The sequence below is a fragment of the Clostridium sp. KLE 1755 genome (assembly GCF_000466465.2).
In the GTDB taxonomy this organism is placed as follows: Bacteria; Bacillota; Clostridia; order Lachnospirales; family Lachnospiraceae; genus Eisenbergiella; species Eisenbergiella porci.
Window position 1 is genome coordinate 57,345 of the sequence record NZ_KE992656.1, and the last position, 12,970, is coordinate 70,314.

General features: G+C 50.8%; 12 protein-coding genes. 11 read left to right on the forward strand and 1 reads right to left on the reverse strand.

The window, feature by feature from the left end:
• Positions 1 to 30 precede the first annotated feature (30 nt).
• From HMPREF1548_RS02655 to HMPREF1548_RS02695, 9 genes are all read left to right on the forward strand, one after another.
• On the forward strand, positions 31 to 1,707 hold the full coding sequence (locus tag HMPREF1548_RS02655; RefSeq protein WP_021634168.1) for a methyl-accepting chemotaxis protein: 1,677 nt from the start codon (positions 31 to 33) through the stop codon (positions 1,705 to 1,707).
• A 36-nt stretch (positions 1,708 to 1,743) separates the two neighbouring features.
• Entirely contained in the window at positions 1,744 to 2,355 is a 612-nt protein-coding gene (locus HMPREF1548_RS02660) for a chemotaxis protein CheC (protein ID WP_021634169.1), read from the forward strand.
• A gap of 4 nt (positions 2,356 to 2,359) precedes the next feature.
• A complete protein-coding gene (locus HMPREF1548_RS02665) occupies positions 2,360 to 2,836 on the forward strand; it encodes a chemotaxis protein CheD (RefSeq protein WP_021634170.1) in 477 nt (158 codons plus the stop codon).
• Between the two features lie 21 nt (positions 2,837 to 2,857).
• Positions 2,858 to 3,796, forward strand: coding sequence for a GGDEF domain-containing response regulator (locus tag HMPREF1548_RS02670; RefSeq protein ID WP_021634171.1), 939 nt, complete (start codon positions 2,858 to 2,860; stop codon positions 3,794 to 3,796).
• A gap of 15 nt (positions 3,797 to 3,811) precedes the next feature.
• On the forward strand, positions 3,812 to 5,986 hold the full coding sequence (locus tag HMPREF1548_RS02675; protein WP_021634172.1) for a chemotaxis protein CheA: 2,175 nt from the start codon (positions 3,812 to 3,814) through the stop codon (positions 5,984 to 5,986).
• Complete coding sequence (locus tag HMPREF1548_RS02680; RefSeq protein ID WP_025487748.1) at positions 5,937 to 6,368, forward strand: chemotaxis protein CheW; 432 nt, start codon at positions 5,937 to 5,939, stop codon at positions 6,366 to 6,368. The genes HMPREF1548_RS02675 and HMPREF1548_RS02680 overlap by 50 nt, the downstream gene beginning before the upstream one ends.
• A 110-nt stretch (positions 6,369 to 6,478) precedes the next feature.
• Entirely contained in the window at positions 6,479 to 7,651 is a 1,173-nt protein-coding gene (locus HMPREF1548_RS02685; RefSeq protein ID WP_025487747.1) for a class I SAM-dependent methyltransferase, read from the forward strand.
• A gap of 39 nt (positions 7,652 to 7,690) precedes the next feature.
• Entirely contained in the window at positions 7,691 to 8,848 is a 1,158-nt protein-coding gene (locus HMPREF1548_RS02690; protein WP_021634175.1) for an aromatic amino acid transport family protein, read from the forward strand.
• A gap of 26 nt (positions 8,849 to 8,874) precedes the next feature.
• Entirely contained in the window at positions 8,875 to 9,690 is an 816-nt protein-coding gene (locus HMPREF1548_RS02695; protein WP_021634176.1) for an alkaline phosphatase family protein, read from the forward strand.
• Positions 9,691 to 9,721: 31 nt separating this feature from the next.
• Here HMPREF1548_RS02695 and HMPREF1548_RS02700 read toward each other — a convergent pair whose 3' ends face one another.
• Complete coding sequence (locus tag HMPREF1548_RS02700) at positions 9,722 to 10,582, reverse strand: AraC family transcriptional regulator (RefSeq protein ID WP_025487744.1); 861 nt, start codon at positions 10,580 to 10,582, stop codon at positions 9,722 to 9,724.
• A 280-nt stretch (positions 10,583 to 10,862) separates the two neighbouring features.
• On the opposite strand from HMPREF1548_RS02700, the gene HMPREF1548_RS02705 reads away from it, so the two are divergent.
• Positions 10,863 to 12,251: a family 4 glycosyl hydrolase gene (locus HMPREF1548_RS02705; protein WP_025487743.1), complete on the forward strand. Its 1,389-nt coding sequence runs from the start codon at positions 10,863 to 10,865 to the stop codon at positions 12,249 to 12,251.
• A 119-nt stretch (positions 12,252 to 12,370) separates the two neighbouring features.
• On the forward strand, positions 12,371 to 12,970 hold a 600-nt coding region (locus HMPREF1548_RS29790; RefSeq protein ID WP_021634181.1), incomplete at its 3' end, for a response regulator.

The following is a 12,970-nucleotide window of genomic DNA, read 5'->3' on the forward strand; positions in this document are numbered from 1 at the left end:
CGGTAAAGCCGCGGTAAGAGGAAGGCTATAATGAAGAGACGCTTTGAAAATATGAAAATAGGCCGCAAGCTGATTTATGCATTTGCGATTATTATATTCCTGTATATTATTACTGTGATTATTTCCATCGGCAATATAGAAAGCATGTCAAAGAGAACAAAGCAGATGTACAATGAGTCGTTTGCAAATGTACAGAGTTCCCTTGCCATGATTGCCGGCCTGCAGTCTGTGGGAAAGAATATTACACTGGTGCTCACAACGGATGGCGTGGTGGATGAGCAGGAGTATCTGAAAAACATTGAGACGGGAATTGCACAATCGAGCCAGGAGCTGGATCAGCTTTCTACCGGTTATGTAAGCGGTGCGGATAAGGTTGCGGAACTGAGCCGTGAATATGCCGCTCTGACTGCCGTCAGAACGAACATGCTGGAAAAGCTGAAGGCGGGACTGAAAGATCAGGCTTTGGACATTTATGTGAATCAGTATTCAGTACAGTTTAATAAGGTAAAAACCCTGCTGGAACAGGTTGTGGATCTCAGTGTCGTGGATGCGGCAGAACAGCTGGCCGAGGGGCAGAGCATGAATTTTAAAGTGGTGGTGCTGATTATTTCCCTGGCAGTGGTTATTATCCTTTTTACCATTGTTTTGTGTGTTGCAATTACCAGAAGCATTGTCCATCCTGTGGATGAGGTAAAACGGGCTGCCAACGCGATCGCAAACGGGCAGTTGAAAACGGAGCTTACATATACGTCGGAAAATGAGCTGGGACAGCTGGCTGATGATATCAGAAGTACGGCAGAGGCCTTGAACCAGTATGTATCCGAGGTGGAAAAAGGGCTGACGGCCCTGGGTGAGGGAAAGCTCAATTACAAACCGGAAGTGGTTTTTAAAGGAGATTTTATCGCGCTGGGGAATGCGATGGAGAAGATAACCGGGCTTCTGCGGGACTCCCTGCAGCAGATTGGGAGCAGTGCCGAGCTTGTATCCGGCGGAGCGGAGCAGGTATCCAACGGAGCGCAGGCGCTGGCCCGGGGAGCGGCCGAACAGGCCAGTTCGGTGGAGGAGCTGGCGGTAAGCATCAATGAAATCGCGGACAGCGTCAGGGATAATGCGGATAATGCGGTGCAGTCCAGCCGGCTGGCCGATAACGTGGGGAAGAGCCTGACGGAGAGTGATGAGCAGATGCAGGGCCTGATGGAGGCCGTTGAGCATGTGAAGAAGAATTCCAGAGAGATCAACAAAATCGTAAAGGAAATAGAGGATATCGCTTTCCAGACCAATATTCTGGCGCTGAATGCATCCGTAGAGGCTGCCAGGGCAGGAGAGGCGGGAAAAGGATTTTCCGTGGTGGCGGGTGAAATCCGCAGGCTGGCATCCCAGACGACGGCTGCCTCCAAGCTGACGGCGGAGCTGATAGAGAAGAATGCGAAGGCGGTGGACACAGGGATGACCGCAGCAGCTTCAACAGCTGAAACGATGAAGGAATCCGTGGACGGCGCACGGCAGGTTAACAGTATGGTGGATAAGATTTCAGGGGTCTGTGTACAGCAGGCTGATGCAATTGCCCAGGTACGCAAGAGCATTGAGCTGATTTCCGAGATTGTCCAGGGAAATTCAGCCACGTCGGAGGAAAGCGCTGCGGCAAGTGAAGAGCTTTCCGCACAGGCGCTGGTTTTGAAGGAGATGGTGGAGCAGTTTGAGCTGTAGTTACAGTGAATAACCGGAGAAAAGGAAGGTAGGGGCATGCGCCAGTTTGCGGATCTGGATGAGATATCCAGGGATATATTGAAGGAGATAGGGAATATCGGGACAGGGAATGCAGTTACTGCTCTTTCGCAGATGCTGATGCACCCGGTGGATATCGCCGTGCCTGATCTGAAAATTTTAAAATATCAGGAAGTCTGCTCTCTGCTGGACAGCGCCGATGAGCTGCAGACAGGAATAATGGTAGGAGTGGGCGGGGAAATGGAAGGCATGTTCCTCTTCCTTCTCAGTGAAACCTTTACCATGATGGTCCTTAACAAAATATTGGGAGAAGAGGAGCGTGAGTTCCTCAATCCCGGAGAAATGGAACGTTCGCTAATCTGTGAGCTGGGAAATATTATGTGCGGCTCCTATATCAATGCGCTTGCGTCAGTTATGGATTTGAAGCTGGAAGTATCCGTGCCGGATGTGTGCATTGATATGGGCGGGGCCATTTTAAGTGTTCCCCTGTCCCGGTTCCTCAGGGTAAGCGACGATATACTGATGATAGATAATCTGTTTCATTTAGGCGGCGAATCTTTTCTGGGCCGGATTCTGTTTATTCCGGAGCCTGATTCCCTGGATATGATGCTCCGCAGTCTCAGGGAGTGATGCCATGGAAAAAATTGTCGTGGGAATTGCGGAAGGCAAGACTGCTGTGGAGCAGCAGGTCCTGATATCCTATGCCCTGGGTTCCTGCGTGGGCGTGTGCCTGTATGATAAAAGCCGGAAAATTGCGGGCATGGTCCATGTTATTCTGCCGGAAAAGGCGGTAGCCGTAAACAGGGAAAACCCGTATAAATTCGGGGACGAAGGAGTGAGGAGGCTGATTCAGGAAATGGAGCGGCTGGGCGCAGAGAAAAAGCGGTTAACTGCGAAAATTGCCGGCGGGGCCAAAATGTTTGAGACAGGAAGGCCGGAATGGGAAATCGGGGCGCAGAATGTGGCATCAGTGAAAAAGACGCTGGCTGAAGAGGGTATCAGGCTGATTGCAGAGGATACCGGAAAGAATTACGGCAGGACGGTAAGCTTTTATGCCGGGGACGGCAAAATGGAAGTACGGACGGTAAGACACGAGACGGTAGTATTGTAAATGACATATGGAGGATGAGTGATGGAAACTCAAAAGAAACAGATAGTGCTGATTGTGGACGACAGTCTTCTTATCTGTGAACAAATCAAGGCGGCATTGAAGGATACGCCCATTTTTATCTGCGAAGCCCATAATGGGCAGGAAGCGGTTGATATGGTGGAAAATTACCAGCCGGATTTGATATTGCTAGATGTAGTGCTGCCGGATGCGGATGGCTACAGTCTGTTTGACAAGCTGAAAAAGGCGGATAAAAATGACGCGGTTATTATATTCCTTACTTCCAAGGATAAGGATGAGGATGTGGTGAAGGGCTTTTCCATGGGAGCCTGTGATTATATTAAGAAGCCGTTTGTAAGAGGGGAGCTGCAGTCCAGGGTAAATGCCCACCTGATGATTAAATATCAGAAGGATGAGCTGAACCGCCAGAACCAGGAGCTGCGCACCAATATGGAAAAACTGAACTATATGGCATTCCGTGACGGCCTTACCGGGCTGTATAACCGCCGTTACGTGGTGGGAGACCTGGCGGACGATATCCGCGGACATGAAAAGCAGGAGAAAAAGAATGTCCTGATCCTTGCCGATATAGATGATTTCAAGAAAATAAACGATACCTATGGCCATGATGCCGGGGATCTGGCTCTGGTATGTATTGCGAACATTCTGGAGGGAAACTGCCGCCAGCATAAGGTGGTCCGCTGGGGCGGGGAAGAATTCCTGATCATCCTGTTTGACGTAACGGAGGAGGAAGCTTTCCAAATCAGTGAGAAAATCCGCACTGAGGTTGAGATGTTTCCCATTTTCCATGAAAATGTGGAATTCAGCTGCACTCTTACTTTAGGGATGCATATATATCAGGAGTCGGAAGGAATAGAAGAAAGCATAAACTGTGCGGATAAGGCGCTTTACCGGGGCAAGCGTTCCGGCAAGAACTGCAGCATTTGGTATGAGAAGGAATAATAGGCGGGAAATGGTATGGGATATTTTGATGCGGATGCCGAGGATATGCTGGAGGTGTACCTGCTTGAAACCAGGCAGCTGACCGGGCAGTTAAGTGCGGTTTTATTAGATACGGAAAAAAAGAATGCATTTTCCGGGGAAGATATTCACAGTATTTTCCGGATTATGCATACAATTAAAAGCTCTTCCGCTATGATGGGTCTGCAGGAATTATCCTCCATGGCCCATAAGCTGGAGGATCTTTTTGCATATTACAGGGAAAATTTCGGCAAAATTGAAAAACCGGAGCCGGAGCTTTTTGACCTGCTGTTTGCAGCCTCCGATTATATAGAAACTGAGCTGGGGGACATGGAAAATGAAGACTACAGGCCCCGCAGTACGGCTGTGATAGAGGAACGGACAGAGGCGTATCTGAGAAAAATGAACAATCCGGAAGGGGAGGGGGCCGTTGCTGGCGGGAATCAGGAAGAGAACCCGGAAGAGAATCCGCAGGCAGGCAAAGCGCAGGAGGCCGCAGGGGATATCAGGAAGGAAATTCCCGTAATACCGGATACTATGGCCGGAAAAGGCGGCACCATTGTGCGTATTCTGTTTGAAAACGGCTGCCGGATGGAAAATATCAGGGCCTTTATGCTGGTACGCCAGATAAGCGGCATGTGCTCTGTGGTGGAGACATGGCCCGGCGAACTGGAAAAATCCGGGGAAAGCTGTGGCTATATCAGTGAAAACGGTGTTTTTATCCGTTTTGAAACAGAGCGCAAGGCGGAAGTGCTGGAAAGCCTGAGAAGGGGACTTTTTGTGGCGGACTGCATGATTCTTGCAGAAGAAGGGCCGAAGCCTGCGGCAAACGAAGCCGCTGGGGGTATGGACGGATCCGGGAAAGAAAGTGCTCCTTTAGGGGAAAACGGAAAACTCACAAAGAACGGGCTGAATGGGAAAAACGGACAGGCGGAAGGCAGGGAGACAGAATTTTTCAATGTGCGTTCTGACAGGTTGGACAGGCTGCAGTCTATTTCCGGGGAGCTGATGCTTCATATGCTCATGCTGGAAAATGAGCTGGAGAGCCTGGGGCTGGAGGAAATCAAGGAAGGCAGCGCCCACCAGATCAGCCGGCTGATCAGTGAAATGGAACGGAACGTGATGGAAATGCGTCTGGTTTCCATCAACAAGATAGTGCCAAAGCTGCGCCGTATACTGCGGGATATCTGCAGGGATCAGAACAAGGAAGCGGATCTCATTCTGGAATGCGGGGATCTGGAAGCGGATAAAAGCGTGGTGGAATATGTATCCGAGGCTTTATTGCACATTATCAGGAATGCGGTGGATCACGGGATTGAGACGCCGGAGGAAAGAGAGGCCGCAGGAAAGAGCAGAAAAGGGAAAATTATTTTTTCTGCAGAAAGCACGGCAGGAGAGCTGCGGCTGTCGCTGAGCGATGACGGGACTGGCCTTGATGAAGTGAAAATAAGGGAGAGAGCCAGGGAAAGAGGGCTTTTTACCAGGCCGGAGGAGGAATATGATCTGCAGGAAATCCAGGAACTGATTTTAAGTCCCGGATTTACCACCAATGAGCAGGTGACGGAATATTCCGGAAGAGGCGTGGGCCTGGACGTGGTCAAAAATGTGCTGGAGGATGTGGGAGGCAACCTGTATATCCACAGTGAGAAGGGGAAAGGCACTACCTTTACCATTGTGGTGCCTCTGTCCCTGGCCACTATGGAATGCATCCGCTTCAGGGTGGGGGACTGCCGATTTTCCGTTCCGGCCAGGCACGTATACCGTTTCCTGGATCTGGAGAAAAACAGGGACAACGTGGAGAATATTAATGGGAAAGATTATATTCTGTATGAGGACAGGATGGTGCCGCTCATCAATTTGAACCGCTTTTATCATCTGCAGGCGGAGGAGCCGGAGCATCCCATTGTTGTCTACGTTAAAGGGAATGAAAAGGAAGGCTGTATCATGGTAGACTATATGTATGAGCAGAAACGGATCGTGGTGAAACAGCTGCCGCCTCTGTTTGGTCTGGGCTTCCGCAAACGGACGGGAATCAGCGGCTGCAGCATCATGGGAAACGGCTCGGTCTGTGCGGCGATTGATACAGAGATCCTGATAGGCCTGTATGAAAAGGAGGATGCATATGGAAGCTTACAGCAGCAGAGAACTGCTCTGCATTCCGGGGAAAAATAAAAGCTATGCGATTGAGACGGCGTATGTCACTGAACTGTGCTGTCAGATACAGCTGTCCCGCATCCCCTGTATGCCGGAGTATTACGCCGGCGTATGCAGCTACAAGGGGAATATTATTCCGGTGATAAAGCTGCACAGTGAGGAGGATCCCGGGGAAGACAGCCTGCTGCTGGCGGTGTCCTGCGGCAAATACCAGCTGGGCATCCTTTTTACGGGAGATCCTTATATCCTGCCTGCCGGAACCGCTGAAACGGTGGAAAGCCCTGCGGATATGGGCGATTCGGGTATCTGGGCGGGAAAGGAAATCTGCAGGCATGAAAAGGAAATCCTTTTTGTAATAGATATGGAGAAAACAGTGGAGGGCCTGATAATCTGCCAGTAAGGAAAAGCAGGAAAGTTTGAAAATATTTCCAGATAATGTGTAATACTATTAAAAGAGCGCGGCAGACAGGAAACGTCCTTTCTGCAAACAAACAAGTTAGGAGGAATAATATGCTTGAAGTGATGGAAGAAAAAGCAATGATACAATTTCTGGAAAAGTTTACAGACTACCCTTTCCTGGTGCGGTTCCAGGGGCATGAATACAATATTGGTGAGGGAGAGCCGTCCTTCACCGTTATTTTCAGGAATCCCATCCCTGTTTCCCGGCTGATGACGAGTACGTCGCTGGCGCTGGGGGAGGCCTATATGGATGGCGAGCTTGAGATAGAAGGAGATCTTTACCAGGCGCTGGATCATTTCCTTGGTCAGATGGGAAAATTCTCAGCGGATCAGCATGCGCTGAAGAAGCTTATCCATACCTCTACCTCCAAGAAGAATCAGGAGAAGGAGGTCACCAGCCATTATGATCTGGGTAATGATTTCTACAAGCTGTGGCTGGATGAAACACTGAGCTATTCCTGCGCTTATTTCCGCAGTGAGAACGACACCCTGTACCAGGCGCAGGTAAATAAGGTGGATTACATTCTGCAGAAGCTGTACCTGAAGGAAGGCATGACGCTTCTGGATATCGGCTGCGGCTGGGGTTTCCTGTTGATTGAGGCCGCAAAAAAATACCATATTAAGGGAACCGGAATTACCTTAAGCAAGGAGCAGCACAGGGAGTTCCGGGAGCGGATAGAAAAGGAAGGGTTACAGGATTATCTGACGGCTGAGCTGATGGATTACCGGGATCTGCCCGCCATGGGGCAGAAATTCGACCGTGTGGTCAGCGTAGGTATGGTGGAGCACGTTGGGCGTGAGAATTACCATCTGTTCGTAGACTGTGTGGAAAAGGCGCTGAAGGACGGCGGCCTGTTCCTGCTTCATTTTATCAGCGCCCTGAAGGAGCATCCCGGAGATCCCTGGATAAAGAAGTATATTTTCCCGGGCGGTGTGGTTCCCAGCCTGCGGGAAATGATTTCCTGCATGGCGGATGATAATTTCCATGTCCTGGATGTGGAGAACCTGCGCCCTCATTATAACCGGACGCTGCTTTGCTGGGAGCATAACTTCAGGGAGCACATGGAAGAGGCGGAGCAGATGTTTGATGAAAAATTCCTGCGTATGTGGGAGCTTTATCTGTCCTCCTGCGCGGCAACCTTCCATAATGGAATCATTGATATCCATCAGGTGCTGGCCTCTAAGGGTGTAAACAACGAGCTCCCTGCGGTTCGGTGGTATTGAGCGCAGGATAAGCGGGCGGTTAATGGAGGGATAGTGGTTATGAAGGAAATCAGGAGTGAATCGAAGCTCACTTTTTTTGAGGCAACAAGCATTATTGTGGGGCATGGAGTGGGATCCGGTATTTTGTCGGTGCCCTTTCTTGCGTCCAGAAACCGTTGGTATGATATTCTCTGGATTATCCTTTTGGTGTATGGGATTAACCTGGTGATGCATTTTATGATAGCGGAGCTGTCCTACAATAATGGCGGGGCACAGTTTATTAAGTGCTTTGAGAAGGAGCTTTTTGTGGGCAGGATGAAAAAGGCGGCGACCTGGTTTGCCTTCGGGCTGCTGGGCTTTTCCGTGGTGGTGAACGTGAGCGGGTTTATTGCCGGGGCTTCGGCTGTCTTTGAGGCCTGGTTCGGCCTGCCGTCCGCGGCGGGGATGCTGCTTTTCTATGTGCTTGCGGCGAGCGTGGTTTATATTGGTATGAAGCTGGTGGGAATCTGTGAAAAAATCGCGGTATTCTCCATGGTGGGGGTTATTGGTATTCTGTTTATCGCAACTTTGATTTCCGATGTCAGCCCTCTGCCGGCCAGTTTTGTTTCTGCTTCCAATCTGCTGGCGCTTTACAGCATGGTATCCTTCTCTCTTTCCGCGGTGATGTCCGTGCCGCAGGTGGTAAAGGGGCTGAATGGGGACAGGAATCAGATTATGGGTTCCATTGCGGCAGGTACGGGAATCAATGTGGGGCTGATTCTGCTGATTACCTTTATGACGCTTCTGGGGGCGGGCAGCGGGGTGACGGAAAACGGCGCGCTGGTGGATCTGTCCCTTCATCTGGGCGGCTGGGTGAGTATTATCGGATATATTTTCTCCCTGCTGGCTCTTGCCACATCTTTCTGGGCCAATACACTGAACCTGCGTGATATCGTAAATGAGCAGACCGGCTGGGGTGTGAAAAAAAGCTGGCTGGCCGCTTCCCTTCCCTGTCTTGTTATCGCGCTTATCGGCGTGGAGAGCTTTGTGGGCTTTACCAGGCTGGCCGGTGTGGTGCAGGTGCTGACGGGAATCGGTATTATCATTGCTTATAACCGTTCCAGAAAACATGAAGGGAGCAGTCTTATCTGCGGAAGGCTGGGGACCATACCGTTCCAGGTTATTGTGGTGGTCAGCTCCCTGCTGTCCACTATAGGATCTTTGCTTGCGGTTTCGTAAGAATTATTAAGCGGGAGGACAGGATAATGGCCGGATTGAATGAAATCTGCATTACACAGACGGCGGCAACGGTTTTAGCCCTGCTGGGTGAAAAAAAGGGGGCGGAAATGGTGGAGCCTGACAGGCGGGTGCTTGCACAGGCGGAAAAGCTCTATGGCGCAGGGGGCTGCGATCGTGTCTTTATGTACCATCCGGATGCGGTGGCGATGTGGATTTATGAAAAATACAGGGCGCATTTTGCACAGCTGGAAAAGCGGGCGGCGCTCAGGCTTCCCATGCGTTCCGTTGTCCCGCCGGTCACGCCGGTGGCCTTCGCTTCCATGTACAGCGGGCTGCAGCCGGCGCAGCATGGGATTATGAAATATGAGAAGCCGGTGCTTGGGGTGGAAACTGTTTTTGACAGGCTGCCGGAGGCAGGGAAACGTGTGGCGGTTATTTCCACGCAGGGGGACAGTATTTCCCTGATTTTTCTGGAAAGGCAGGTGGATTATTTTATCTATCCCACAAAACAGGAATGTAATGAAAAGGCGATGGGGCTGATTGCTGAGGATACTTACGATCTTATCGTTCTGTATAACGGGGATTATGATTACTATATGCACCGCAGGACGCCGGAAGGAAAACGCGCGCTGCAGGCTCTTGATGAGAATATCGATACCTGGTGCGGCATTTACGACAGAATCAGGGACTGCTGGAAGGGACACCGTACCGCGCTGGCCTTTGCCCCGGATCATGGCTGTCACCGGATGCTTGGCTTCCTTGGAACCCATGGGAAGGAGGAGCCTTGCGATATGAATATCATGCATTTCTACAGCTTTCTTCAGGAGCAGGCGGAACCGTAGGCTGCTTTGGCGGCATCGGAAGCTTTGGCCGCTACTGTTGCTCCGGCAGCTCCTTATCTGCCGCAGACTTCCGGAATTCCCTGGGAGAGACACCGTAGGCATCCCGGAAGACCCGGGAAAGGTGCGCTGTGGAGGTAAAACCGCATTTTTCCGCAATCTGGCTGAGGGGCAGCCGGGTGTCCAGGAGCAGCTGGTGTACCTTGGAAAGCCTGACGTTGTATAAGTATTCCAGGAAAGTGGCCCCGGTGGCGCTGCCAAACAGGCGGCAGAAATGGTAACGGCTCATATGGACCAGCCCGGCCGCGGCATCCAGGGTAATGTTTTCCTGATAATGGGTGTTGATATAATGGATAACGGATACGATTTCAGGCTGGATGCTTTTGCCGTCCAGAGTATCCTGAGCGCCTGCGTCCTCCAAAAGCTCACCCAGCAGTACCAGCAGCTGCAGGATGACGGAGCAAAGCAGCTTTTCTGCAAGAAAACCGCTTCTGTTATGGCAGGCATCCGCTTTCTTAAAATGTTCCAGCACTACGGCCGCCTGTTCGTCGGATAAATGCAGCACACAGGAATCCAGTTTATGAAGCAGCAGGCGTGTTTCCCCTTCGGTAAGCAGGGAATGCAGTACCGGAACGGGAAGATTGATAATGTAACGCTCGTAGGAGTCGGATTCCCGGCTCTCCGTATAATGAATCTCAAAGGGCTTGAGGATATACAGATCCCCCGGCCTCAGGGTATAGCGCACATCGTTCAGAATCAGGGTCCGATCTCCGGATATCTGCAGGTAAATCTCATAGGTGTCATGATAATGCTGTACCTTCATATCACTTTTTTCCGGCTTCCGGATATATTCCACCAGAAATTCTTCATAGGGCTCAAAGGCTGTGTGAAGCATCCTTTTTTCCTCCTGGAAAACATACTGGAATGCAGATTTTCCGTTTTTTTCCGGCTGTCAGCCGCATTGCCGAAGCATGGGGGAAGCCGGATAAACTTTTACATCCGTATTATATAACCCCAAAAAATAAAGAGCAATATCTGAACGGATCTTTTATAAAATAAGCATTTATTTTGCTGTATTCTTATTTCTTGCGTGCTAGTATAATGCTATCGGACAGTAAGTGCGAAGCGGTTGGGCAGTTACTGAACAGTGAGAAAATATTTGGAGGATGAGTATTATGAGGTATACGGACAACGGAGCGGAGGACATTAAAATCGCCTATATCGGGGGAGGCTCCCGCGGCTGGGCATGGGGGCTTATGAGCGACCTGGCGGCTGCACAGGATATGAGCGGCAGTGTATTCCTGTATGATATCGACAGGGAAGCTGCGGCCAGAAATGAATGCATCGGCAACAAAATGAAGGACTTGAAGGAATGCAGATCCGCGTGGAATTATAAAGCGGTGGAAACTATGAAGGAGGCGCTGACAGGGGCGGATTTCGTAGTGATTTCCATTATGCCGGGCACCTTTGACGAAATGGAAAGCGATGTCCATGCCCCGGAAAAATTCGGTATTTACCAGTCCGTTGGGGATACCACGGGACCGGGGGGCCTTATGAGGGCGCTGCGCACGATACCGATGTTTGAAGAATTTGCCGCAGCCATCAGGGAATACTGCCCGCAGGCCTGGGTCATCAATTATACCAATCCCATGACGGTATGCGTGAAGACGCTGTACCGCGTATTTCCCAAAATCAAGGCCTTTGGCTGCTGCCATGAGGTATTCGGAACCCAGAAGCTTCTGGGCCTGGCGCTGGAGGATATCAAGGGCATCCAGGGGGCGCAGAGAGAGGATATCCGGGTAAATGTGGTGGGAATCAATCATTTTACCTGGCTTACGGCAGCGCAGTATAAGAATATGGATCTGTTCCCCATCTACCGGGAGTTTGCATTGAAATACAGGGATGAGGGCTTCGGGGAAAAGGCGGATGAAAACTGGCTGAACCGTTTCTTTGACAGCCGCGAGCAGGTCAAGCTGGATCTGTTCCTTAAATACGGCGCGATTGCAGCGGCGGGCGACAGGCATCTGGCGGAATTCTGTCCCGGTTCCTGGTATCTGAAGGATGAAGAAACCGCACATTCCTGGGGCTTTAAGCTGACCCCGGTATCCTGGAGGAAGGAAGATCTGAAGAACCGTCTGGCCAGGAGCGAGCGGCTTTACAAGGGCGAGGAGGAAATGACGATCAATCAGACCGGTGAGGAAGGAGTGCAGCAGATGCGTTCCCTGCTGGGCCTGCGCGATTTGGTGACCAATGTGAACATACCCAACTGCGGCCAGATTCCCAACCTGCCGCTGGGCGCCGTTGTGGAAACAAATGCGCATTTCAGCGCGGACTCTGTCCGGCCTGTATTTGCCGGGCCGGTACCGCAGAGCGTATACCCGCTTGTAAGCAGGGTATGCGGTATTCAGGAAATGACCGTGGAGGCCGCCATGGGCCGGGATCTGGAGCTGGCGTTCCAGGCCTTCTGTATGGACCCCAATATGGAGCTGGGTCTTAAGGATGCCAGAATATTGTACAACACAATGGTAGAAAATACTGCGAAATACCTCACAATGTACCAGTAAGACAGGTTTGCCGAGGGTTTCCATCTTGTTAAATCTCCCTTTTTTCAATATAATAAATGCAGCGGGAAGCCATAGTGTTTTCCATGAATGTCAGTTGCGTTTGTGCGGGGGGATAAAAAATGTATAGTCTGCTGCTTGTGGATGATGAAAGACTGGAGCTGGAAACCCTGAGGGATTATATTGCCTGGGAGAAACTGGGCTTTGACAGGGTATATACGGCAAGAAGCGGAAGGGATGCCTATGATAAGGTACTGCGGCTGAAGCCGGATGTGATGATTACCGATATACATATGCCGGTAATGAACGGAATTGAGCTGGCAAGGCAGATGTATGCGGACGGATGTACCACGAAGGTGGTGTTCCTGACCGGTTATGATGAATTTGAGTACGCCAAGGCCGCCCTTCAGGTGGAGGCCGTGGATTATATCCTGAAGCCGTTTTCTTTTGATAAAATCAGGACAGCCATGGATCGTGTGAAGGAGCTTCTGCATAAAGAGGAGCTGCTGAAGAAGTCTGTCAGGGTGTATGGGAAAAGGCTTTTATGCAAGGTGATTGATAACGAGGGAGAGTCCGGCAGGGAAGCCTGCCGGCAGTTCCTTGATATCTGTGAATGGGATAAGGAGGAATGGTTCGGGCTTGTTACCACCAAGGCCTGCCCGGAGGATTATATCATGGAACAGGTGGAAAACAGCCTGTCCGAGGTGGTGTATTCCATTCGG